Origin of the sequence: Actinomadura luzonensis, assembly GCF_022664455.2 — a bacterium.
Taxonomy (GTDB): domain Bacteria; phylum Actinomycetota; class Actinomycetes; order Streptosporangiales; family Streptosporangiaceae; genus Nonomuraea; species Nonomuraea luzonensis.
Map to the genome: position 1 here is coordinate 2,631,697 of NZ_JAKRKC020000002.1, position 22,839 is coordinate 2,654,535.

Annotated in this window: 18 protein-coding genes; 7 read left to right on the forward strand and 11 right to left on the reverse strand. The window is 71.3% G+C overall.

The window, feature by feature from the left end; all coding sequences use genetic code 11:
• Positions 1-190 precede the first annotated feature (190 nt).
• The 3 genes from MF672_RS42495 to MF672_RS42505 all read right to left on the reverse strand — a co-directional run bounded on the left by MF672_RS42495 (position 191) and on the right by MF672_RS42505 (position 3,242).
• Complete coding sequence (locus MF672_RS42495; RefSeq protein ID WP_242376145.1) at positions 191-1,021, reverse strand: SDR family oxidoreductase; 831 nt, start codon at positions 1,019-1,021, stop codon at positions 191-193.
• 173 nt (positions 1,022-1,194) lie between these two features.
• A complete protein-coding gene (locus tag MF672_RS42500; protein WP_247815715.1) occupies positions 1,195-1,893 on the reverse strand; it encodes an SUKH-4 family immunity protein in 699 nt (232 codons plus the stop codon).
• Positions 1,845-3,242: a hypothetical protein gene (locus MF672_RS42505; RefSeq protein WP_247815716.1), complete on the reverse strand. Its 1,398-nt coding sequence runs from the start codon at positions 3,240-3,242 to the stop codon at positions 1,845-1,847. The genes MF672_RS42500 and MF672_RS42505 overlap by 49 nt, the downstream gene beginning before the upstream one ends.
• A gap of 683 nt (positions 3,243-3,925) precedes the next feature.
• Here MF672_RS42505 and MF672_RS42510 point away from each other — a divergent pair.
• On the forward strand, positions 3,926-5,836 hold the full coding sequence (locus MF672_RS42510; protein ID WP_242376143.1) for an APC family permease: 1,911 nt from the start codon (positions 3,926-3,928) through the stop codon (positions 5,834-5,836).
• 295 nt (positions 5,837-6,131) lie between these two features.
• Here the strand turns inward: MF672_RS42510 and MF672_RS42515 are convergent, their stop codons facing one another.
• Positions 6,132-7,661 (reverse strand): FAD-dependent monooxygenase, encoded by a 1,530-nt coding sequence (locus MF672_RS42515; RefSeq protein ID WP_242376142.1) that lies wholly within the window; start codon positions 7,659-7,661, stop codon positions 6,132-6,134.
• Between the two features lie 63 nt (positions 7,662-7,724).
• Here MF672_RS42515 and MF672_RS42520 point away from each other — a divergent pair, with 63 nt between their 5' ends.
• Positions 7,725-8,333 (forward strand): TetR/AcrR family transcriptional regulator, encoded by a 609-nt coding sequence (locus MF672_RS42520; RefSeq protein ID WP_242376141.1) that lies wholly within the window; start codon positions 7,725-7,727, stop codon positions 8,331-8,333.
• 219 nt (positions 8,334-8,552) lie between these two features.
• Here MF672_RS42520 and MF672_RS42525 read toward each other — a convergent pair whose 3' ends face one another.
• Genes MF672_RS42525 through MF672_RS42535 form a run of 3 tightly spaced genes read right to left on the reverse strand, consistent with a single transcriptional unit; the run spans position 8,553 to position 10,680 of the window.
• A complete protein-coding gene (locus MF672_RS42525) occupies positions 8,553-9,050 on the reverse strand; it encodes a DinB family protein (RefSeq protein ID WP_242376140.1) in 498 nt (165 codons plus the stop codon).
• Positions 9,047-10,348 (reverse strand): RNA polymerase sigma factor, encoded by a 1,302-nt coding sequence (locus MF672_RS42530; RefSeq protein ID WP_242376139.1) that lies wholly within the window; start codon positions 10,346-10,348, stop codon positions 9,047-9,049. Before MF672_RS42530 ends, MF672_RS42525 begins: the two co-directional genes overlap by 4 nt.
• A complete protein-coding gene (locus MF672_RS42535) occupies positions 10,345-10,680 on the reverse strand; it encodes a YciI family protein (RefSeq protein WP_242376138.1) in 336 nt (111 codons plus the stop codon). Before MF672_RS42535 ends, MF672_RS42530 begins: the two co-directional genes overlap by 4 nt.
• Positions 10,681-11,169: 489 nt before the next feature.
• Here MF672_RS42535 and MF672_RS42540 point away from each other — a divergent pair, with 489 nt between their 5' ends.
• The 4 genes from MF672_RS42540 to MF672_RS42555 are packed head-to-tail and all read left to right on the forward strand — an operon-like array spanning position 11,170 to position 13,942.
• Complete coding sequence (locus MF672_RS42540; protein ID WP_242376137.1) at positions 11,170-11,484, forward strand: DUF4158 domain-containing protein; 315 nt, start codon at positions 11,170-11,172, stop codon at positions 11,482-11,484.
• Between the two features lie 4 nt (positions 11,485-11,488).
• Positions 11,489-12,241, forward strand: a complete 753-nt coding sequence (locus MF672_RS42545; RefSeq protein ID WP_242376136.1) for a hypothetical protein — start codon at positions 11,489-11,491, stop codon at positions 12,239-12,241.
• A complete protein-coding gene (locus tag MF672_RS42550; protein WP_242376135.1) occupies positions 12,213-12,533 on the forward strand; it encodes a hypothetical protein in 321 nt (106 codons plus the stop codon). Before MF672_RS42545 ends, MF672_RS42550 begins: the two co-directional genes overlap by 29 nt.
• Positions 12,515-13,942: a Tn3 family transposase gene (locus MF672_RS42555; protein ID WP_242376134.1), complete on the forward strand. Its 1,428-nt coding sequence runs from the start codon at positions 12,515-12,517 to the stop codon at positions 13,940-13,942. The genes MF672_RS42550 and MF672_RS42555 overlap by 19 nt, the downstream gene beginning before the upstream one ends.
• A gap of 224 nt (positions 13,943-14,166) precedes the next feature.
• On the opposite strand, the gene MF672_RS42560 is transcribed toward MF672_RS42555, so the two are convergent.
• The 4 genes from MF672_RS42560 to MF672_RS42575 all read right to left on the reverse strand — a co-directional run bounded on the left by MF672_RS42560 (position 14,167) and on the right by MF672_RS42575 (position 17,618).
• Positions 14,167-14,721: a hypothetical protein gene (locus MF672_RS42560; protein ID WP_242376133.1), complete on the reverse strand. Its 555-nt coding sequence runs from the start codon at positions 14,719-14,721 to the stop codon at positions 14,167-14,169.
• 364 nt (positions 14,722-15,085) lie between these two features.
• Positions 15,086-15,697 carry a TetR/AcrR family transcriptional regulator gene (locus MF672_RS42565; RefSeq protein ID WP_242376132.1) on the reverse strand — a complete coding sequence of 204 codons (612 nt, stop codon included), beginning with the start codon at positions 15,695-15,697 and terminating at the stop codon, positions 15,086-15,088.
• A 596-nt stretch (positions 15,698-16,293) separates the two neighbouring features.
• Positions 16,294-16,836, reverse strand: coding sequence for a hypothetical protein (locus tag MF672_RS42570; protein ID WP_247815717.1), 543 nt, complete (start codon positions 16,834-16,836; stop codon positions 16,294-16,296).
• An 89-nt stretch (positions 16,837-16,925) separates the two neighbouring features.
• Positions 16,926-17,618 carry a calcium-binding protein gene (locus MF672_RS42575; protein ID WP_242376130.1) on the reverse strand — a complete coding sequence of 231 codons (693 nt, stop codon included), beginning with the start codon at positions 17,616-17,618 and terminating at the stop codon, positions 16,926-16,928.
• A gap of 180 nt (positions 17,619-17,798) precedes the next feature.
• Between MF672_RS42575 and MF672_RS42580 the strand changes: the two genes are divergently transcribed.
• The gene (locus tag MF672_RS42580; protein ID WP_242376129.1) at positions 17,799-22,814 is read left to right on the forward strand and encodes an nSTAND1 domain-containing NTPase; all 5,016 of its coding nucleotides are present in this window, start codon (positions 17,799-17,801) and stop codon (positions 22,812-22,814) included.
• The last annotated feature ends 25 nt before the right edge of the window (positions 22,815-22,839 follow it).

Below are 22,839 nucleotides of genomic sequence, written 5' to 3' on the forward strand. Positions count from 1 at the left end.
GCCTCCTCGATGCCCAGTGATCAACGCGCCTGACCTGGGAAAACGGAAAAATTTACGGCATGGGGCGCCGACGTGTTCATCACCCTGCACTGCGAGTTCGGGCTCCCGGCCCCGTGGCGGTCGTTCGGCTGGGGCTCCGACACGCCGTTGCGGAGCCGTCCCCGCGGACGTGCGCACCACGACGGGGGCGTCATTCCCAGGCCGCCCGTTCGTCCTTGACGAACTGCTCGAAGGCGATCGGTGCCCGGCCCAGCAATCTCCGTACGTCGTCGGTGACGCCGGCAGCCAGCCCGAGCCGGCACATCGAGTACAGCGCCAGCGTCACCGCGGCCATCGGCACGTCCATGCCGTGCCGCCGGGCATGCCGCCAGTAGGCGACCGGCCCTGGAGCCGCGTACCGCACGGTCCGGCCCAGCACTGCGGAGATCACGCCGGCGGCGTCGGCGTAGCTGAGCGCCTCGGCCCCCGTAGGGGTGTACGCCTGGCCGGCGTGACCGTCCTCGCGCAGGGCGAGAGCGGCCACTTCGGCCACGTCCCGGACGTCGACGAAGGACGTACGACCCCGCCCGGCGGGCACCATGATGACGCCTTCGTCGCGAATCTCGGCGGCGTGCGTGGTCGACAGATTCTGCATGAAGAATCCGGAACGCACGAACGTCCAGTCCATGCCGGAGCCGGCCAGCCACCTCTCCAGCGCCCGGTGCGGCACGAACGGGTTCTTCTCCGCGCCCTGCAGCGACAGCAGCACCATGTGCCGCACGCCCATGCGGCGGGCCGCCTCCAGGGCGGGAAGCATGTCGCGGCTGACATTGCCGAGCTGCGGAGGACGCATCAGGAACACCCTCTCGACCCCCTGGAAGGCATCGCCGTAGGTGCTCGGATCGGTGAACGAGAAGCGCACGGCGTCCCGTCCCTCGGGCCTCATCATCGCCGGCCGTACTTCAGCACCGGCTCGGCGCAGCAGTCTCACCAGATGGCCGCCGACCCGGCCCGTCGCCCCTGTCACCAATATGCCTGCCATGGCTGCACACTACGGCGGGGCCGGGATCGTCCCACCGGGACCAAAGCCACGGACCCGGCGCCGAAAGCCCCTCAGGCTGAGTGGCCGCAGGTCAGCCCTGGGGTCACAACAGGACAGGCAGCCGGACGAGGCCCCGGACGATCGCGCCGGGCCGCCAGCCGCCCACCGTCTGTCTAGGTGAGGAGCGTGTAGTCCTGCAAGGTCGGCGGCCAGAGGGCGTCCTCGCCCGTCATGGCCGCCGGCTCGTACGTGTGCAGCTCCAGCGTGAGGTCCTCGGCGCACCAGTAGGCCGCCTCGCGGTGCGCGCCGCGGCCCTCGCACCACAGCCTGCGCTCCCGGTGGACGACGTACACGAAGTAGGCGTACGACTCGACGTCGTGGTGCGCGACGCGGGCGGTCTCCAGCGCCTCGTGCGCCTCGTACACCACGCCGGTGCGGCCGTCGAGGAAGAGGTGCCAGGTGTCCAGCCCGTCGAGCAGGAACAGGGCGCCGAGGTCGGCCGGCAGGCCCGCGCAGGCGCGCAGCTCGTCCACGCTGCCGGGCCAGGACGCGGTCAGCGGCTCGGCGAAGCGGCGAGCTCCGCCCGGCCGGACGGGCTGGTGGAGGCCGTCCGCGGGCAGGCCGACCTCGGCCAGGAAGCGGCGGGTGGGCGCGTGCGTGATCGCGGGGTGGAGCTCGTCGCCGGCCGGCCGGACGACGCCTGCCTGGCCGTACAGGCTCTCCAGCAGCTCGCGCGTGACCCTGGTCGGCGGGCGGAGCAGCGGAAGCGGGGTGATGGCGCCGGGCCCGCCCGCCAGGCGCTCGTGGTGGGCCAGGTGGTCGTCTACGTACACGGGCGTGGACAGCTCGGCCGAGACCGGCCAGCCCCGCATGACGGCGGCCAGCTCCCCGTGCGCCGCCACGGGCGGGGCGACGGCCTCGGCCAGCGCGGGCAGGCTGATGGCGTACGCGGGCAGGCGCGGCTCGGCCAGGGCAGCCGGTCCGCGGCCTCCGCCACGCCGCGGGCGGCGGCCTCCGGGGCGTCGCGGTGCCGGCCGCAGTGCAGCAACCGCCACGTGTACGGGCCGAGCGGGTCGAAGGCGAGGGCCAGCGTGCCGGCGGCGGCACGGCCGTCCGGCGACAGGCCGTCCAGCCAGGCACGCGCCACCCGCACGTCCATCGGCAGGTCAGGGCCCGGGTCGGCGCCCACGGCCCGGGCGGCGAACGCGGCGAGCCCCGGCGAGGGATACACCTGGCCGGCGGTGAACGGCGACCGCTCCACCCGCTCGGCGTCGTACCAGGCGGTGAAGGCGGCGCGGTCGGTGGCCCGCGGGTCGTCCAGGTCGAGGACGAACGCCGGCGGGCCGAGGCCCTCCGCGGCGTCCGGGCGGCTCAGCTCCACGAGCAGGCGGACGTGCGGATGGACGGCCAGGGGAAGGACGAGCTCGGCGAACGCCCGCTCGGGGTCGTTGCTCCTGTGGACATCGGCCACGGTGACGAGCACGGGCCGGTCGATCGCGGGCCGGTCGATCGCGGGCTCTTCGAGCGCGGCCAGGCCGGCGTCGCCGAGCTTGAGCTGCCCGGCCAGATCCCGCACGGCGTCGTCCACGTCCCTCCCGCGCAGGCAGATCGCCGCTTCGGCGGGACCCGGGTAGCCGGACCAGTCCCAGACGCCGGAGTAGCTGAACCAGGACAGCAGCCGCGTCTTGCCGGCGGCGGGCGAGCCGGTGACGACGCAGATCCGCGGCCCGTAGGGATCCTCCCGCCAGCGCAGCAGGGCGTCCGCGGCAGGGGCGCGACCGGCCGTGGGCTCGTCGCGGATGCCGCGCCCGGGGCGCGCCTCCACCCAGGCGGGCGAGGCGGCCAGGTAGTCGGGGACCGCGGGCGGGCCGCCCAGGAGCGCCCGGACGAACGTGGTGATGGCCGTGTGGAACTCCAGCATCATCGCCGCGGCCTCGGCCCAGGCCTCCCGTGTCCCGGTCACGCAGGGCTCGTCCCTGTGCCGGGTCAGGAGCATGGTGTCGTCGTCGTGATCGTCGGCCAGCTCGGCCAGGTGCTCGAAGAACGCGTCCTGGATCGTCCGCAGCCTGCCGACGTGCTCACGCAGCCGTTGCGCTTCCGGGTGCTCGCCGAGCTCGGCCAGCACGCCGTCGAAGTGCGCGATCCGCACGTCCGGCCAGGGCAGGCCGACGACCCGGAACGCGGTGAGGAGGTGGGAGGGCAGGTCGCGCGGTACTTCCATGGTGGCGACGAGTCTAGGGCAGCGGGTCTCGACCCCGGTCCCGGCAGGTGGGATGTGATCGAGTACGCAGCGACTGCCCGGGCAGTGCCTGTCCGAGGACGCCCGCCTGCGGCCCACCGCGCGGGAGGCGCTGCTGCAGGTCCTGATGGGGGCGGGCCTCGCGGCCGCACTCATGGCGGGCACCGGGATCACGCCGGCGCCACGCGACGCCACAGGCCACCGGGACGCCCGGCCGAGCGGCCCGGTCGCCACGCCCACGGTGTCCACGCTGCCCCGGCCGACCAGGACGTTCATGCTGCTGCCCGGCAGCTCGGTCACCGTCCATGAGCGCGACGACGACCCTCTGAGGCTGAGCTCCTACGAGACGGGCGGGAGCGGCCCACCTCTGCACCCGCAAGCCCGGCAGCCAGGGCTTCGTCCAGCAGAGCACGTTCCTCCACTACGCGCTGAGCCCCTCTGGCGGCCAGGCGCCGCCCACCCGTACCCGCTGCGAAGACCGATACTCCGTCGTCTCCGTCATCGGCCGGGAGACGGAACCGGTGGCGAGGCGGGCACCGGCTGTGACGGTGCTGACCGGTCTCCGATTTATACGTTTTCTTGACGCCTTCACCCCATCACTGGCCCTTTTGCCCTGGGTAGTGTGCGATGCGTCTTGGCGGGGGTCTGGGTGAAGGGTGACCGTCATGGTGCTGGCGAAGCGGCCGGCTCCCACGGAAGGAACGCTGCGTTCCTGGCTGTTGCAGGGGCTGCAGACCGACCGCAGGCAGATCGAGCACGGCCCCCACGTCAAGCACCCGTGGTGGCGGGTGATGTGCCTGACCGGCGTGGACTACTTCTCCACCCTCGGCTACCAGCCCGGCATCGCCGCGCTCGCGGCCGGGCTGCTGTCGCCGCTGGCCACGCTGTTCCTGGTGGCGCTGACCCTGTTCGGCGCGCTGCCGGTCTACCGCAGGGTGGCCGCCGAGAGCCCGTACGGTCAGGGCTCGATCGCCATGCTGGAGAAGCTGGCTCCGCAGTGGTGGGGCAAGTTCTTCGTGCTGGCCCTGCTCGGGTTCGCGGCCACCGACTTCGTGATCACGATGACGCTGTCGGCGGCGGACGCGACCGCGCACGTCCTGGAGAACCCGTTCGTGCCGGGCTTCCTGCACGGGCAGCGGGTGCCGGTGACACTGGTGCTGCTGGCGGCGCTCGGCGGGGTGTTCCTGCTGGGCTTCACCGAGGCGATCGGCATCGCGGTGCTGCTGGTGTTCGCCTACCTGGGCCTGAACGCGGTCGTGGTGGCCACCGCGATCGTGCATGTGCTCGAAGCACCGCAGGTCGTGGTGGACTGGCAGCGGGCGCTGAGCGTGGACCTCGCCGGCCCGCCGGCCATGATCGGGCTGTCGCTGCTGGTGATGCCGAAGCTGGCGCTGGGCATGTCCGGGTTCGAGACCGGCGTGGCGGTGATGCCGGTGGTCAAGGGCGACATCCAGGAACGCGTCAAGGGCACCCGGCGGCTGCTCACCGTCGCCGCGCTGATCATGAGCGTCTTCCTGGTCTTCTCCAGCTTCGTGACCACCGTGCTCATCCCGCACGAGGAGTTCGAGGAGGGCGGCAGGGCGAGCGGGCGGGCACTCGCCTACCTGGCGCACGGCTACCTGGGGGAGTGGTTCGGCACCGCGTACGACGTGTCCACGATCGCGATCCTGTGGTTCGCCGGGGCGTCGGCGATGGCCGGGCTGATCAACCTGGTGCCGCGCTACCTGCCCCGCTACGGCATGGCGCCGGAGTGGACGGGTGCGGTGCGGCCGCTGGTGCTGGTGTTCTCGGCGATCGCGTTCGCCATCACGATCATCTTCGACGCCGATGTGACGGCTCAGGGCGGCGCGTACGCCACCGGCGTGCTCGTGCTGATGCTGTCGGCGGCCGTCGCGGTGACGCTGTCGGCGCACAAGAAGCGGCAGCGGGTGGCGACCGGCGGGTTCGCCGCGATCTCGGCGGTGCTGGCGTACACGCTGGTCGACAACGTGATCGAGCGGCCGGACGGCGTGAAGATCGCCGCGTTCTTCATCGCGGCCATCGTCGTCACCTCGCTGATCTCGCGAGCCACCCGCTCCACCGAGCTGCGCGTCACCGAGGTGCATCTCGATCCGCTGGCCGAGCGGTTCGTCAACGACCTGTGCGGCGAGGTGCACGTGATCGCCAACGAGCCGCACAGCCGGGATCAGAACGAGTACACCGGCAAGCTGCGCGAGACCTGGCTCAACCACCGGCTGCGCAGCTCCGAGCCGGCGCTGTTCGTGGAGGTGACGGTGCCGGACGCCTCCGAGTTCGAGACCGAGCTGCACGTCAAGGGCGAGGAGCGGTACGGCCGCCAGATCCTCACCATCGAGAGCTCCGCCGTGCCGAACACCCTGGCCGCGCTCCTGCTGCACCTGCGCGACCGCACCGGCTCGGTGCCGCACATCTACTTCCACTGGACGGAGGGCAACCCCGTCGGGTCGATGCTGCGTTACCTGGTCTTCGGCGGCGGCGACGTACCGCCGCTGACCCGCGAGGTGCTGCGCCAGGCCGAACCCGACCTGGAACGCCGGCCGCACGTCCACGTCGGCTGAGCCGGGGAGCCGGTGGGCCGGTGGGCCGGACCGGCGTCGGCCGAGGCAGGAGCGGACGGCCCTCGCCAGGTTCGCCGCGCGCGGGTCGTCCGGCCGGTAGTTCCAGAGGTTCGTGACGTAGGCGAAGCCGATCGACCCGCCGGAGCCCGGATGCCCGCACGACGCGGGCCCGGTCATCGGCATCGGCGGCCAGGCCCGCCAGAACCCCGGCGACAACGGGCCTGGACCGAGCCGGGCATCCACACGGCGTTCACCCAGGCGGTCACCGTCTCCGCGTCGAGGCCGGTGGTCGCGATCACCCGGACGTCGTCGAGGCGCCGAACCAGCGCACCAGCGCGGCCTCCAGACCGGCGGCGTCCAGGCCCGACCAGGCCACGTAGCCGTCGGGGCGGACGAGCATGGCCGGGACCGGAGAGTCGCCGCTGGTCGCGCGGACGTGGCGGACGTGGCCGGCCCACGGCGAGGCGACGGCGGCAAGGGCGTCCTCGCCGGTGAGGTCGAGGAGCAAGGGGCGGGCGTCACGGAGGAGTTCGGCGAGGCGTCGCGCACGCCCGTCGCCGGTGACCAGGTCGAGGGGCGGCACGAACCAGCCGGTCGGCGAGACGGGATCGTCCTCGCCCATGTCGTGACGGACGTCGGTCCCCGCGACCAGGTCGGCGATCGCCTGGACGTTCCCGGCGTGGCCGAGGAGCTCGGTGAACAGGTGGCGCAGCGCGGTGACGTCGTCGCCGGGGGACAGCAGAGCGGTGGCGGCCTGGGTGTGCAGGGCGACGCGGCGGGCGGCCGTCCGGCGTTCGCTCTCGTAGGTGTCCAGGAGGTGGGCCGGGGCGTGGCCGTGGAGGGTGGCGGCGAGCTTCCACGCCAGGTTGGCCGCGTCCTGCAGCCCGAGGTTGAGCGTGGGGCCGTGGCTGACGTGCGCCGCGTCGCCGGCGATGAGGACGCGGCGGTCGCGGTAGCGGGCGGCCAGGCGGGTGTTGCGCCCGCACTGGCGGCGCAGCAGGGTGGGCGCGCCGGCGGCGGGCGGGGCGAGAGGGAGGCGTACGCCGAGGACGCGTTCGACGCTTTTCTCCATCTCGTCGAGCGTCATCGGCGTCTCGGTGTCGGGGTGGTCCTCCCATTCGGTGGTGCTGACGAGGGGCCGCAGCGGATCGTGGGCGAGGAAGGTGAAGACGCCGTGGGCGGTGCGGTGGAAGTGGGCGGGGATGTCGCCGAGGCCGTCCACGGTGAGGCGGCCGCCGGGGCGGAGCTGGAGGCGCTCGTCGGGGGCGATCAGGGCCGTCCGGTCCACGGCGTTGGGGTTGTTGTGCCCGGGGAAGGCGATGCCGGCCTGCTTGCGGACCCCGCTGTGGGCGCCGTCGCAGCCGACGAGGTAGCGGGCGGCGAGGGTGGTCGTGCTCCCGTCCGGGGTGCGCGCCGCCACTTGGACGTGGTCGGCAGTCTGGGTGAAGGAGACGACGTCCCAGCCGCGGCGGACGGCGGCGCCGAGTTCGGTGGCGCGTTCGTGCAGGACGTGTTCGAGACGGCGCTGGTCGCAGGGCAGGAGGTGCATGGGGTTGCGCCCGCCGAGCGCGTGCAGGGGAAGGGGCAGGCCGCCGAAGAAGAAGCCGGGCGCGGGCCGGGGGACGCCCTGGCCGCCCAGGCGTTCGTAGAGGCCGCGGTGGTCGAGAAGCTGGACGATCTGGCCGGCCAGGCCGTGCGCCTTGTCCGACCGGTCGGGTTCGGGGAGCCGTTCCAGGACCAGGGGGTGCACTCCGGCGAGGCGGAGCTCGCAGGCGAGGAAGAGGCCGGCGGGTCCGCCGCCGACGATGATGACGTCGTACATCATGCCCTTTAGGTACGCGGTTGTATCCAACGAGGACACCGTAGGGCGTCGCGATAAGGTACACAAGTGAATCTCAAAGCGGGCAGGACTCGGCGTCGCGGGCCCGAACTGGAGGACGCGATCCTCGACGCCGCCTGGCACGTGCTGGTCGAGCACGGCTACCACGGCTTCACCTACGAGGCCGTCGCCGCCCGCGCCGGCACCAGCCGTCCGGTGCTCTACCGGCGATGGGCGCGGCGCGAGGACCTGCTGCACGCGACCCTGACCAGGTTCTGGTGGTCACAGCCGATCGAGGTGCCCGACACCGGCAGCCTCCGCGAGGACGCGATCGGCCTGCTGCGCAACGCCGACGCCGCCCGGCGCATGATCACATTGCTCAGCGTGCAGCTCGCCGACTACTTCCGCGAGTCCGGCACCAACTTCAGCGAACTGCGCGCCGCGCTCGGCACGCCGGGCGAGGCGACCGGCTTCGAGATGATCGTGGCGCGGGCGGTCGAGCGTGGCGAACTGCCCGCCGTGCCGCGTTCGCCGCGCGTGGTGAACCTGCCGTTCGACCTGTTCCGCCACGACGTCCTGATGACGATGCGCGCGGTCCCCGAGGAGTCGATCGTCGAGATCGTCGACGAGGTCTGGCTCCCGCTGCTCCGACTGGTGGGAGTGGCGGACTGCCCCTGACCGCTGCGGCGCTGTTGGCCGTCGCCGGGGTCTGAGCTGACATGGCGATCTCAATGATCTGGCGGCACGCACGGTCCCTGCACAAGAGCGACGATGGAGCAACCAAGCATGATCAACGGGGAGATCCGAGGGACTTGAGCCCACGATCCGGGACCCTCGTCGTGCTCGTGGTACCGGAGTGGCTGACGCCCGATGCCGCTCCGGAGCCGGCAGCCGGAGTCAGCGGTCCTGGACGAACCAGGTGCTGCCGTCGATGAGCTCCCGGGTCGCGTCGAGATGACCGGCGTGGCAGGCCGTCTCGGCGATGACGTGCAGGATGACCTCCCGCAGGCTGCGCAGGCGCCAGTCGCCGAACCGCCCGGGCGGCCACCAGGCCGGCGGCGCGTCCAGGGAGACGGCGGTGCCGATGACGGCGTTCGCTGCCTCGATCTCCCGCCGGTAGTCGCGCAGCACCGCCTCGGCTGGCACCTGCGGATCGACCCGCCAAGCATCATCACCGTCGTCGATCACGTCAGGGCCGCCGGCCACGACGGCGCGGAACCAGAACCGCTCGACGTCCAGGGACAGATGCCGCACCAGGCCTAGGCATGCCCACCCGGACGGCAGCACCGGCCGCCGCAGCGCCTCCTCGCCCAGTCCCTCCAGAATGCCCAGGACGTGCCGCCGCTGGGCGTCCAGACAGGCAACCAGTGCGTCGAGCTCCGTGGTGGCGGTCATGGCGCGAGCTCGTGGGCGCGGGTGAGCAGCGCCCGGCGTTCGGGTTCGCTGTGGGTGAGGGTCGCGGCCTGCCGGAACAAGGCGGCTGCGCGGGCATGGTCACCGTGCCGGGCCGTCAGGTCCGCCTCGGCGGCGACGGCCAGGGGGTAGCCGTCCAGCGCGCCGCCCGCCCGTGCCCGGGCCAGCAGTGCCAGCCCTTCCGCGGGACCGTGGGCGTAGCCGTGCGCTATCGCCCGGTTCAGCTCGATCACGGGGGTGGGCTGGAGCCGCGCGAGCCGGTCGTAAAGCCGGGCGATCGTCCGCCAATCCGTGCGGGAGGCGGCTGCGTGTCCATGGCCTGGTAGGGCGGTGGCGTGGCAGGCGGCGATGCGCGCCTGCAACGCGTAAGGGCCGTCCTGACCGGACGCGGGCAGCAGGGCGAGGGCTTCGGCGATCGCGGCGTGGTCCCAGCGGGAGCGATCCTGTCGCTCCAAGGAGAGCAGCCCGCCGTCGGGGCCGCGGCGGGCCTCGCGGCGCGAGTGCTGCAGCAGGAACAGCGCCAGCAACGCATCCACCTCCGCCTGGCCCGGCATGAGCCGCGTGAGCAGCCGCGCCAGGCGGATCGCCTCCTCGGCGAAAGCGGGCTCGCCGCCGGCGGTGTAGCCGCGCGTGAACAACAGGTAGAGCACGGCCAGCACGCCGGGCAGCCGCTCGGTCAGGGCTGGGCCGTTGGGCACCCGGTACGGGATGCCCGCGTCGGCGATCCGCTGCTTGGCCCGGGTCAGGCGGCGGGTCATGGTCGACTCGCTGACCAGGAAGGCGCGGGCGATGTCGGTGGTCGGCACGGCGCAGATCGTCCGCAGGGTCAGCGCCACCCGCGCCTCCAGCGCCAGCGCGGGATGGCAGCAGGTGAAGATGAGCCGCAGCCGGTCGTCCGCGACCGGGTCCGCCGTCCCGTCGAGCATCGCGTCCGTCACCTCCTCTGCCGCAACGGCACCGGCCCTGTCGGCGGTGAACGCCAGCACGGCCAGTTCCCGCAGCTTACGGCGCTCCACCGACGCGCGCCGCAGCGTGTCGACCGCGCGGTTGCGAGCCACCGTCATGAGCCAGCCCCCTGGATTGGCCGGTACGCCCTCGGCGGGCCAGCGCTGCAAGGCCAGCGTCAATGCCTCCTGAGCGCAGTCCTCGGCCAGCGTCCAGTCACCGGTGACACGGATCAACGCGGCCACGATCCGCACGTACGCCTCACCGGCCGCCGCCGCAGCCGCGGCCGCTTCACGGGCCGCGGCCGACCGGTCGTGGTCAGGCAGAGCGGTCACGGCCGGAGGCCGGCGAGCGGGCGGAGTTCCAGCCGGCCGGCCCTGGCCATGGGATGGGCGCGGGCGACCTCGACGGCCTCGTCCAGGTCCGCGCATTCGAGCAGGTCGAAGCCCACGATCACCTCCTGGGTCTCGGCGAAAGGGCCGTCGCTGAGCAGCAGCTCGCCTCTGCGCACCCGCACAGTGGTGGCCGCCGAGGCCGGAGCCAGCTCAGAGCCCTGCAGCCGCCGGCCGCGTGCGTCGTTGTCGGCCACCCAGACGTGGATGTCCGGCTCGTTCGTCGGGTCGGTGTCGGGCTCAGGGTCGGTGCAGACGAACATCAGGTACTTCACCTGGTCTCCTTCGGTTCGGCGGTATCCCCGCCTCGGTGCTGCGTCACCATGATGACGAACGAGCGGCGCCATTCCGGACACGGTCCCAGGAAGTGACGCTCACCGGATCTCCGACGGCGAGTTCGCAGGGGCGTACGCGACCCCGGCCCCGGCCGTCCGCCGGTAGGTGGTGAGCGTTCGCAGGAGCTGATGTTGGGGCGGAAGCGGACTTCTGCAGGGGTGTGCCGCTGCCCAGGTAGAGGGAGCCGCCCGCCATGGCGGACGCCCCGCCCCAGCCGCCGGCGGCGTCCAGGACCAGCACCTCCGCGCCCGCCCTCGCCGCTTCGCGTCCTGCTCCCGAAGGCGTCCCCAGCCCCAAAGTAGCGATGAGCTAGATCACGATTGCGGTTCGTAGTCGTCACGAATCGCGCGTACCGGGGCGTAGGGGGTGTTCCCCGTTCGATCGTGTGCCCTGTTCTCGGGGGTCGGTCGGGCGAAGGGAGCTGCGGGATGCGTCGGGAGTGGGAACCTGAGGAGCTGATCGCGGCGTGGACGCTGCTGGACAGCGATTGGGAGCTGGTGGGGAACAAGACGGGGGCGACCCGTCTGGGCTTTGGTCTGTTGCTGAAGTTCTTCGAGCAGGAGGGCCGCTTCCCGCGACATGCGGGTGAGGTGCCGCGGGAGCCGGTGGACTACATGGCCGGGCAGGTGAAGGTCGAGGCTGCGCTGTTTTCGGAGTATCGGTGGTCGGGGTCGACGATCGAGTACCACCGGGCGCAGGTGCGGGAGGCGCTGGGGTTTCGGGAGTCGAACCCGGGCGGATGAGGACGTGCTGGCCGGGTGGCTGGCGAAAAAAATCTGTCCGATGGTGTTCACCGACGAAGGGCTGCGGGCGGCGCTGCTGCCGCGTTGCCGGAAGTTAAAGATCGAGCCGCCGGGCCGGATGGACCGGATCGTGGGTGCGGGCCGGGCCCGGTTCGAGCGGAAGTTCTGCCTGCATGTGCTGAACGGGCTGTCGGCGGACTCGGCGCGGGCGCTGTGGGAGCTGGCCACGGGCGAGGACGGGTTCCTGCAGGAGCTGAAGTCCGACCCTGGACGGCTGGGCCTGGAGACGCTGCTGGAGGAGATCGTCAAGCTGCGGCGGGCCAAGACGCTCGGGTTGCCGGCGGATCTGTTCGGCGGCTATTCGGACCGGTTGGTGGCCTCCTGGCGGGCGCTGGCCTGGTCGCGGACGACGGAGATCACGGATGCGCTGGTCGATCTGCTCATCGGCCTGGTATCGAAGATCAACACTCGGGCGGAGCGGAAGGTTGAGCGGGCGATCGCAGCAGAGGCCAAGAAGGTGCACCGCAAGACCGAGAAGCTGTTCTCGATCGCCGAGGCGTCGCTGCGGCGGCCGGAGGGCACCGTCCGGCAGGTGGTGTTTCCCGCGGTGCCGGGCGGGGAGGCGACGCTGCAGGCGCTGGTGGCCGAGGCGAAAGCGGACGCCAAGACGTTCAAGGCCCCAGGTGCGCACCGTGCTGACCAGCTCATATTCCTCCTACTACCGGCGGATGCTGCCCAAGTTGCTGGCCGCGCTTGAGTTCAAGTGCAACAACACCGCCTACCGGCCGGTGATGGACGCGCTGGACCTGCTGCAGCGCTACGCCGATATCCCGAACACGACCCGCCACTACGACGCCTCGCAGACCGTCCCGATCGAGGGCGTGGTGCCGGACGGCTGGCTGGAAGCGGTGGTCGATGAGAACGGGGTCATCGAGCGGGCCTCCTACGAGCTGTGCGTGATCGTGTCGCTGAAGAACGCACTGCGCCGCCGCGAGATCTACGTCGCCGGCGCCCGCCGCTGGACGCCACGGTGTTCATCGAGACGTTGAAGGAGGCGATGCGCGCGGCGATGGCGGCGTGCGGGGAAGCGCTGGCCAGGAACAAGTCCGGCGGGACGAAGGTGAAGACGCACCGCGGCGAGCCGCGCTGGCACATCCCCGACCTGGGCAAGCTGACGGTGCCGGAGAATCTGCGGGCGCTGCACACCGAGGTCGCAGCCCGCTGGGGGATCATCGACCTGCTGGACTTCTTGAAGGAGTCGGACTTCGTCACTGACTTCACCGACGCCTTCACCACGGTCGCCACCAGGGAGGCGACCCCACGCGAAGTGATCCGCAAACGGCTGCTGCTGGTCCTGTACGCGCTCGGTACGAACGTGGGGATCAAACGGGTCGCCGACGGCGGCCGCCACGGCGAGACCGAAGCGGCCCTGCGCGCGACCCGCCACCTGTTCGTCAACCGCGACAACCTGCGCAAGGCGATCGCCACCCTGGTCAACGCCACCCTGAAGATGCGCGACCCGCTGTGGTGGGGCAACGGCACCGCATGCGCGTCGGACTCCAAGAAGTTCGGGTCCTGGTCGTCGAACCTGATGACCGAGTACCACGCCCGCTACGGCGGGCCCGGCGTCATGATCTACTGGCACGTGGACCGCAAGTCGGTGTGCGTCTACTCCCAGCTGCGGACCTGCAACGCCTCCGAGGTCGCCGCGATGATGGAGGGCGTGCTGCGGCACTGCACCGACGCCACCATTGACCGCCAGTACACCGATAGTCATGGCCAGTCCGTGGTGGGGTTCGCGTTCTCCTACCTGCTGGGGTTCAAGCTGCTGCCGCGGATGAAGAGGATCGCCCAGCAGAAGCTGGTGAAGGTCGACGCCGGCGACCAGGTCCCGGCTTGCTTGGAGGGCATGGTGGCCGACAAGCCGATCGACTGGAAGATCATCGCCCAGCAGTACGACCAGATGGTCAAGTACGCCACCGCCCTGCGGCTCGGAACGGCCGAGGCCGAGCAGGTGCTGCGCCGCTTCACCCGCGGCGGGCCGAAGCACCCCACCTACCGGGCCATCGAGGAACTCGGCAAGGCGGTCAAGAGCATCTTCGTCGCCGAGTACGTCGCCTCCCTAGAGCTGCGCCGGGAGATCCACGAGGGGCTGCAGGTGGTGGAGAACTGGAATTCGGCCAACACCGATCTGTTCTACGGCAGCGCCGGCACCCTGCCCGGCAGCAACAAGGAGCACCAGGAGGTCTCCATGCTGAGTCTGCACCTGTTGCAGTCCGCGCTGGTGTTCATCAACACTCTGCTGGTTCAGTCCGTGCTGAAGGATCCGGCCTGGCAGGAGAAGATGACCGACGCCGACAAACGGGGCCCGTCGCCTCTGTTCTGGTCGAACGCCAACCTCCACGGACGGATCGACATCGACATGGACCGCCGCCTCGACCTCGGCTTGGCGGCGTGACGCCGACGGCCTGCAGCCACCGCGGGCGTGCGGAGAGCCGCACCCGACCATCGCCGAAGGCTCCTACGCCGGGCACTGCACCCTGCCGCTCGGCCACGCCCACCACGTCCACCAGACCTCCAGGGGCGCCCAATGGCTTCGAAGCACCTCCTGGCGCAGCGACGGGGGTGTCGTCATTAGGTGGACTTCTCGCACCTCGGATGCTTGGGTTCGATGCCGCTGAGTCAGGCCGGGACCGGCGCGGGCTGGACCCGCTTCGCGTCCCAGGCCAGCCACACGCAGGCGGTCGCGAGCAATGCACCGTGCGCGATCCGCAGTGCGGGCGGACCGAAGAACTGCGGCAGGAACAGCCCGAACCCGACCGCGAACAGGATCGCCGGCACCGTGCGCATCCGGGCCGCGACGAGGATCGCGCCCGCCGCCATGGCCAGCAGCCCGAGCCCGAACATCGTCATCGCGAACGGGTTGTAGCGCACATCCTCGGCCAGGTCGAGGACGTTCGACTGGTTGGACATCGCATGCAGGCCGAAGCTCTCGGCGCCGTAGTACGGCAGCGTCAGGCCGGCGCCGATCCAGAACACGATCGCCGCCACGCGGTTGATCGGCAGCAGTGCGATCGCGACCAGGATGAACCCGATCATCGCGCACAGGTGCGCGACGATCCACGCGGTGGAGCCCATCGCGGCGGCGGCACCCGAGGTGGTGGACTCGTCCTCCCAGGGGCGGAGGGCGGGGTAGAGCAGGAACAGTACGCCTGCGGCAGACAGCGGGATCCTCATGATTTGTTCCTCAGGTTGGCGAGATGCATCTGGATGAGCTGGTCGTAGGTGTCGTCGAGTTCTTCCGGCAGGCCGAAGCCTTCCGCGGATTCGATGGACGCGAAGCTGCGCACGAGCACTCGCAGGCGCCGGGGCGCGTGCACGGCAGCCGAGCCCTCGAGCCCATAGCCGCACTGGGTGGAGGTTGGCCCACGCCGTGTAACCCGCCGAGCAGTGCGGCCGGCGCAGCCAGGCCTGCAAGCAGGCGGCGCCGCCAGCGAGGGGCGGATTTCTTCGGGATGGGCGCCGAGGTGACGTCGGCTTATGTGGGGGATTCGGTCGTGGGGGGCATGGTGCGGCCTCTTTCGTTGAGGTGGTGTGTGGTTCAGGCGGATGCGCCGCGCAGTGTGCTGGCGACGAGGCGGTCGACGTAGGCCTCGTCGATGGGGCGGCCGGTGACGAGCAGCCGGTAATACAGGGCGCCGGCGAGCTGGTCGAACAGGACCTCGGGCTCGACGTCGGCGTGAAGCTCTCCGTGTTCGCGGGCGTGTTCGAGCAGTGTCAGCACCAGGGCGTTGCGGCGGTGGAACATCGCCTGGACCGCCGCGCCGACGTCGGCGTGGCGGGCGGCCGCCGCGGCGACCTCGGCGACCAGGCCCGCGGAGGCGTCGCCCGAGGTGGCGGGGCGGCCGGCCTGCCGCATCCGGTGGAGGCCTGCGACGATCTCGCCCAAGTAGTGGGTGAGATCCGCGCGGACGTCCCCGGTGTACTCCACCGGCACGGAGTCCTGGAGCCGCGCGACCACGGTGACGATCAGGTGGTCCTTGGTGGGCCACCTCCGGTACAGCGTGGTCTTGGCGACCCCGGCCTGCATGGCGACCTCGTCGACCGAGAACCGGTCATAACCGCGATCGAGTAGCGACTCCAGCGCCGCATCGAGGATGCGGGCGTCAGCCGCCTCAGACCGCGGTCGCCCGCGTCGTCCAGTCGGTCCCACAGCGCGACCCCCTTTTCGCTCCGGACGTTTCGTAAATCAACCTAGACTGGTTCCCGCGTTTACGCAACGGTCGTATCGAAATCCGCTCCGGATGGCCACCCGGAATCGGCGTCCCACTCCCGAACGTGGCCCTAAAATAGGGATTGATCTTGGTGGCGCCCTCGTGCGGGGTGTCTCAGAGAGGAACGCTCATGAGCCGTGACACGTCGGTTGGGACATGGCCATGGTTATTGGCACTATCCAACCTCGCTTGGACAACGCGGCCGGGCCGGAGGAGGACGTCAAGCCGGGGCGGGAACGCCTTCGAGGATGATCACCGGAAATATCCGGTCGGTGTGCTGCTCGTAGGCAGAGGTGCCGTCGGAAACCGAGAGTGTTTGACCACCGTGTTGAGTCCCGTGCCGCTGTAGCCGTGCCGCTGGATCAGTTCGAGCATCGCTTCAGCCAGCCGGGCGCTGGTCTGGGCTCCCTTTGTCGCGGCCATGACACTAGAATGGACCGGTCTACATATTTTGTGCACCGTCCGGACCGTTCCTTGCTTGACCGCGACGGCGTCAGCGCAGAGCGGCCCACCGTGGGCGGGCCGCTCTTTGAGCTCACGGGAGAATGCCGGTCGCTTTGCACGTGGAGGGGATTGGAGCAGAGCCTCCCAACGCTGTCTGACAGATCATCAGGCGGACCCTGTCGACCTTGGACCACGTGAAGTCGATGGGCTTGGCCTTTCCGTGGCCGCAGAGCTCGTACCTCTTGGCGGGGCTCCGGCCGCCGCCGATGGTGTGGCCGTCGAAGCGGACGTAGGCGCACTTACCGCCCTCGGACTGTCTCCGGTGGTCGAGGTCGTACAGCCAGCCGGTCACATGGACCTGGTTCATCGCGGGGGCGTCGGACGGGTAGTGAACCTTGATGTTTCCCCTGGCCATCGCCCAGAAGCTGACGGACCAGACCGGGCCCCAGGGGCGGTCAACATCTGGGTCGAGCAGGAACGGGACGGATGTCGGTCCGGGGGCCGGATCGGATGCCGCAGCAGCCAGGGTAGCCGTTGCGCCGGTGGCGACCAGCGCGGCGGCGACAGCCAGCACGGTCTTGATCGAGTGGCGCCTGAGAACACCTTTGTTGTCGGTCTCGCCAGTGCGGTGCATGAGCTTTCCTTTCCTTGTTGAGGTGGTGGCCACGGTCGGGTGGCTTCCTTGAGGCGTGGGATGTGCGGTATCGGGGGGCGGGGCACAGTTCACTCGCAGTTCAACTGTTGTTCCGCGAAGCAGGAGTCGTTTCCGGTCGCGCCGTCGGCGAAATCGGTGTCGCCGCCCTGCCCATGCAGCTTGTCGTGCCCCGAGCCGCCGAAGAGCTCGTCGTTGTCGGGACCCCCGCGCAGGTCGTCGTCACCGCCGTCGCCGTACAGGTTGTCCTCGCCCCACCCGCCCTGCAGCAGGTCCCCGCCTTTCCCTCCGGTCATGTGGTCGGCGCCGCCCCGGCCCGTCAGCGTGTCGTTGCCCTGCTCGCCTTCGAGCCAGTCGTCGCCGGATCCCCCGGTCAGTTGGTCGTCGCCGCCGCCTCCGTAGATCCTCGACCGTTTGGAAACCTCACTGATGGCGATGTCGTCGAGGTCCCGTGTCTGGACGACCACCCGGCTGAGGAGCCCCACCGTGCACTTGACCTTGGTGAAGTCGGGGACTTCCGACCATGCGCAGCCTGCGCCGGGAGTGATCTGGGCAACGTCGTCCACGAGGTAGATGTGGACGCTCTGCTGGGTGACGACGACCCTGTTGGAGGTTCCTCGGCCGGCGGCGAAGATCAGGACGCCTCCGGCGACCCAGGCCTTGCCGGGCGCGGCGTGCGCCTGGGCGGCCGCAGGGAGGACCTGCGTGGTGATGGTGCCCGCGGCCAGCGCCGCGGCCAGCAATGCCTTGCTCATGCTGTTCATCTGGAGTTCCCTCCTTTCCGAGGTGCTCGCCAGGGTCGGATCGTGTGTTTGAAACCCGTAGGGAAGTCGCATGAGAGTCGCTTGAAGGCGAGCTCAGAGGCGGGAAAGCCGCGCCGGCACCGGCAGGCCTTCGGCTTCCGCCCCTCTTTCCCGGGTGTGAGAACAGGAATACGGTGCGTTATGCGCATCTGCTTTCTCGGGCCGCTGAGCGCGTTCGAGGGTGATCGGGTGATTCCGCTCGGGGGTCCCAGGCAGCGGTTGGTGCTGGCGCATCTGGTGATTCGCGCCAATCAGGTGGTTCCCGCCGAGAGGCTGATCGACGAGGTGTGGGGGGACGGGCCTCCGGAGTCGGCGCGCGCCACTTTGCAGAGTTACGTGTCGCATCTGCGCAGGGCGTTGGGTACCGGGCGGATCGAGAGCCACGGGCAGGGCTATGTGCTGCGGGTCGACCGGGAGCAGATCGACGGCCTGCGGTTCGAGGGCCTGGCGGGTGAGGGGCGCCGGTTGCTCGCCGACGACCCCGCGGCGGCGGCAACCGTGCTGCAGGAGGCGCTCGGGCTGTGGCAGGGGGCGGCCTTCGCCGATCTGACCGGTGAGCCGTCACTGCGGACGGAGATCGTCCGGCTGGAGGAGCTGCGGATATCGGCGGTGGAGGACAGGGTCGCCGCCGAGTTGGCCCAGGGAGGTCACGGCCGGCTGGTCGGCGAGTTGGAGACGCTCACCGCGGCCTACCCGCTGCGGGAGCGGTTGTGGGGGCAGTTGGTGCTGGCCCTGTATCGGTCGGCCCGGCAGGCGGAGGCGCTGGCGGCGTTCGAGCGGGCCCGCCGGCTGCTGGCCGAGGAGTTGGGGATCGATCCCTCGCCGGAGCTGCGGCGGTTGCACGAGCAGATCCTTCGTCAGGATCCGACGCTGCAACCGGGCGTGTCGGCGTTGCGGGGGTATCGGTTGCTGGAGCGGGTCGGAGAGGGCGCGTTCGGGGTGGTGTGGCGGGCCGTTCAGCCCGGCGTGGAGCGGGAGGTGGCCATCAAGGCCATCCATCCCCGCCTGGCCAACCGGCCGGAGTTCGTCCGCGGGTTCGAGGCCGAGGCCCAGCTGGTGGTCAGGGTGGAGCATCCGCACGCGGTCCCGCTGTACGACTTTTGGCGGGAGCCGGACGGGGCGTACCTGGTCATGCGGTTTCTGCGGGGCGGCAGTCTGCGGGCCCTGCTGGACCGGTCGGGCCCGCCCGAGCCCGGGACCGCGGCAAGGATCATCGAGCAGGTGGCCCGGGCGCTGGCCGCGGCGCATCGGCAGGGGGTTGTGCACCGCGACGTCAAGCCCTCCAATGTGCTTCTGGATGAGGACGGCAACGCCTACCTGTCCGATTTCGGCATCGCCAGGCAGACGGCGGGAAGCACCCGGGAGACGCCGCCGTACACCTCGCCCGAGCGCCTTCGGGGAGAACCGCTGGCTCCCGCCGCCGACGTGTACTCGATGGGGATCTTGATCTCCCGCCTGCTGGCCGCACCCGCTGATCCCATGCGGAAGGTGATCGAGCGAGCCACCGCCGCCGATCCCGCCCAGCGGTACCGGGACGCCGCGGCACTGCTCGCCGCGGTTCGTACTGCCTGGCCGCAGGCAGCTCAGGCCATGGTCCCCGGCCCCGCGTCGTCACCGCGCAAGTCGTCGCCGCGAAATCCGTACAAGGGGCTTCTCGCCTTCACCGAGGCCGATGCCTGCGACTTCTTCGGCCGGGAGGCGCTGATCGCCCGGCTGCTCACCCGGCTTCGGGAACACCGCTTCCTGGCCGTGGTCGGGCCGTCGGGAAGCGGCAAGTCCTCGGTGGTACGGGCCGGACTGATCCCGGCCCTGCGAGCCGGGGCGCTGCCGGGCTCCGGCTCGTGGTTCGTGGTGCGGATGGTGCCGGGCACCGACCCGTGGGAGGAGTTGGAGACGGCGCTGCTCGCGGTCGCGGTCGGCCCGCCGTCCTCGCCCGCCGCGTTGCTGGAGAGCGGCCAGGCGGGGCTGGCGCGTCTCCTCCCGGACGGGGAGGGCGAGCTGTTGCTGGTCATCGACCAGTTCGAGGAGATCTTCACGCTGGTGCAGGACGAAGACCGCCGACGCCGATTCCTGGCCGCCCTGGTGTCCGCGGTCGCCGATCCCCGAAGCCGGCTGCGGGTGGTGGTCACGCTCCGGGCGGACTTCTACGATCGGCCGCTCCAGTACGGCGGCCTGGCCGAGCTGGTCCGTTCGCGGACCGAGGTGGTCGTCCCGCTCAGCGCCGAGGAACTCCAGCAGGCCGTGACCAGGCCCGCGGAGGCGGTGGGAGTGAAGGTCGCCCCCGGGCTCGTCGCGCAGATGGTCGCCGATGTCGCGGACCAGCCGGGCGCGCTGCCGCTTGTGCAGTACGCGCTCACCGAGCTGTTCGACCGGCGGCAGGACGCGATGCTCACGCCGTCGGCCTATCGCCAGATCGGCGGGATCTCCGGGGCGCTGGCCAGGCGCGCCGACCAGATCTTCCTCGCGCTTCCTGACGGCGTCAGGGAGGCCGCCCGCCAGCTGTATCTGCGGCTGGTCACCATCGGCGAAGGAACCGGCGGCACCCGCCGGCGGGTGCCGCGTGCCGAACTGGTCTGCCTGCAGCCCGGTCCCCAGGAGATGGAGGCGGCCATCGACGCCTTCGGCGCGGCGCGGCTGCTGTCGTTCGACCGTGATCCCGACACCCGCGCGCCCACGGTCGAGGTGGCCCACGAGGCGTTGCTGCGCGAGTGGACCCGGCTGCGCGGCTGGATCGACGCGGCCCGCGAGCACGTGCGGACCGAGCGCCGGCTGGCCGCCGCGGCCCGTGACTGGCTGGGCGCGGGCCGGGACGACTCCTTCCTGGTCACCGGATCGCGCCTGGACCAATGGGAGGCCTGGCGGAACACCTCCGGCCTGGCCCTCACCCCCGACCAGCACGACTTCCTGCGCGCGTCTGCCGCCGAGCGGGATCGCGCCCGGGCGCAGGAGGAGCACCGGCGGGCAAGGGAGCGGGCGCTGGAGCGGCGATCCGTCAGGCGGCTGCGCGGGCTGGTCGCGGTGCTGGCGACCGCCGCGATCACCGCGGCCGGGCTGACGGTGTTCGCGACCGGCCAGCGGGAACGCGCCGAGGCCGAGGCCCGGCGGGCCGCCGCCCGGGAACTGGCCGCGGCGGCGGTGGGGAACCCGGAGGCCGACCCCGAACGCAGCATTCTGCTGGCCCTCCACGCCGTGCGACGCACCCGCTCGGCCGACGGCACGGTGCTGCCCGAAGCCGAAGAGGCGCTGCACCGCGCCGTCGGCGCCTCTCGCGTCGTGCTGACCGTCCTCGGCGTGGGCGGCGCGCTGGACTGGAGCCCCGATGGGAGCATCTTCACCACCGAAGGCCCGGAAGAGACCGGGATGGTGGACATCCGTGACGCCCGGACCGGCCGGTCGGTGCGCAGGTTCCGCGGGCACGACGTCGACGTCAACGAGGTGGCCTTCAGCCCCGGCGGCGCGCTGCTGGCCACCACCGGCGACGACGGCTCCGCCAGAGTCTGGAACGTCCGGACCGGCACCCAGGCAGCGGGCTTCACCAGCCGGAGTCTTCCCGGCGGGGAGGTGTGGGCACCCTCGTTCAGCCCGGACGTCGCACTGCTGGCGGCGGCATGGAAGGACGAGGGCCTGGTCCGCGTGCTGGACGCCGCGACGGGACGGGTCAAGCGCGAGTTCCGGACCGCGGGAAAGCCGACCGTCACCCGGTTCAGCCCGGACGGCGGCCGGCTGGCCATCCTGGCGCGCGACCCGAACGAGGCCGCCGTGGTGGATGTGGCCTCCCGCAAGCGGCTGTTCACCCTGCGCGGCGTCACATCGCTCCTCACTGACGTCGAATGGAGCCCGGACGGACGGTGGATCGCCACGACCGGCATCGATGCGAACGCGCGTGTCTGGGAGGCGACGACCGGCAAGCTCCGCTTCACCTTGCAGGGACACACCTCCGCCGTCGTCTCGGCCGACTGGAGTCCCGACTCCACCCGGCTGATCACCGGCGGCGAGGACGGGACCGCCAGACTCTGGGAGCCCGGCGAGGCCGGGTGGCGTCAGGTGCTGTCGTTGTCCGGGGCGCAGGACGCCATCGCGGGGGTCGCCTTCTCGCCCGACGGCCGCCGGGTCATGACCGGGGACGCGCAGATCGGGTCGGTGAAGGTCTGGGACGTCAGCCTCACCGGCGACGCCGAATGGCTCAACGTGCCCGGCGGCCCGGCCGCCAACGCGGTCGCCTTCACCCCCGACGGCGGCCGCCTCGCCGCCATCGGCGGGGGCGGCTCGGTCACCGTCTGGGACGCCGCGACCGGACGGGCCGTCCGCGTCCTCGGGCCTGGCCGCACGGCTCCCGCCAGCACCGTCCCCGCCATCGACGTCAGCCCAGACGGCGCGCTGATCGCCACCGCGACCGGTGAGGTGACGGTGTGGCACGCCGCCTCCGGCAGACAGATGTTCACCCTGGCGGGCGCGGTCGACGTCGACTGGAGCCCGGACGGCGGGGCGCTGGCCACGGCGACCAAGGCCGGCGGGGTGAGCGTCGTCGACCGGTCCGGCAGGCTCATGGCCGTATTCCCCGGCGACCCCGGCCTCACCACCGACCGGGTCCGCTTCAGCCCGGACGGCCGCCTGCTCGCCTACAACCAGTTCTCGACCGAACGGTTCAACGCGGGCGAGCCGCAGGTGAAGATCTGGGACTGGAAGCGGCGGAAGCTGCTGCGGACCCTCCGGGTCCTCGCCTACAGCATCGGCTTCGATCCGGCCGGCAGCCGGATCGTGCTGGGCGAACCCACCGGCCGGGTGGACGTCTGGGATGTCGGCGGCGGGCGGAACCTGCTGACGCTGGCCGGGCACACCGGAGTGATCGGGGACGCGGTGTTCAGCCCCGACGGCACGCGGATCGCGACCGCCGGCGCCGACTCGACCATACGGCTGTGGGACGCGACCTCCGGCGAGCAGGTGCTGACCCTGCGCGGGCACAAGGGCATGGTCTTCAGCCTGCGCTTCAGCCCGGACGGCGGCAGGCTCACGTCCGGGGGCGACGGGGACGCCATACGGGTGTGGGCGCTCAACCTCGATGACCTCATCCGCATCGCACGCGCCAACCTGACCCGAGCCCTCACCGACCAGGAGTGCCGCCAATACCTGCACACCGTACGATGCCCGCCCACCTGACTCGACCAACCGCTGTCGGGCCGCC

Excerpts from the sequence above, each read along its gene's own strand:
- MF672_RS42510 (WP_242376143.1), top strand. The coding sequence starts at position 3,926 with ATGGTGCTGGCGAAGCGGCCGGCTCCCACGGAAGGAACGCTGCGTTCC.
- MF672_RS42500 (WP_247815715.1), bottom strand. The coding sequence starts at position 1,893 with ATGCGGGGCTGGCCGGTCTCGGCCGAGCTGTCCACGCCCGTGTACGTA.
- MF672_RS42575 (WP_242376130.1), bottom strand. The coding sequence starts at position 17,618 with ATGAACAGCATGAGCAAGGCATTGCTGGCCGCGGCGCTGGCCGCGGGC.
- MF672_RS42580 (WP_242376129.1), top strand. The coding sequence starts at position 17,799 with ATGCGCATCTGCTTTCTCGGGCCGCTGAGCGCGTTCGAGGGTGATCGG.
- MF672_RS42505 (WP_247815716.1), bottom strand. The coding sequence starts at position 3,242 with ATGGAAGTACCGCGCGACCTGCCCTCCCACCTCCTCACCGCGTTCCGG.
- MF672_RS42560 (WP_242376133.1), bottom strand. The coding sequence starts at position 14,721 with ATGAGGATCCCGCTGTCTGCCGCAGGCGTACTGTTCCTGCTCTACCCC.
- MF672_RS42525 (WP_242376140.1), bottom strand. The coding sequence starts at position 9,050 with ATGACCGCCACCACGGAGCTCGACGCACTGGTTGCCTGTCTGGACGCC.
- MF672_RS42515 (WP_242376142.1), bottom strand. The coding sequence starts at position 7,661 with ATGATGTACGACGTCATCATCGTCGGCGGCGGACCCGCCGGCCTCTTC.
- MF672_RS42495 (WP_242376145.1), bottom strand. The coding sequence starts at position 1,021 with ATGGCAGGCATATTGGTGACAGGGGCGACGGGCCGGGTCGGCGGCCAT.
- MF672_RS42570 (WP_247815717.1), bottom strand. The coding sequence starts at position 16,836 with ATGCACCGCACTGGCGAGACCGACAACAAAGGTGTTCTCAGGCGCCAC.
- MF672_RS42540 (WP_242376137.1), top strand. The coding sequence starts at position 11,170 with ATGCGTCGGGAGTGGGAACCTGAGGAGCTGATCGCGGCGTGGACGCTG.
- MF672_RS42550 (WP_242376135.1), top strand. The coding sequence starts at position 12,213 with ATGCTGCCCAAGTTGCTGGCCGCGCTTGAGTTCAAGTGCAACAACACC.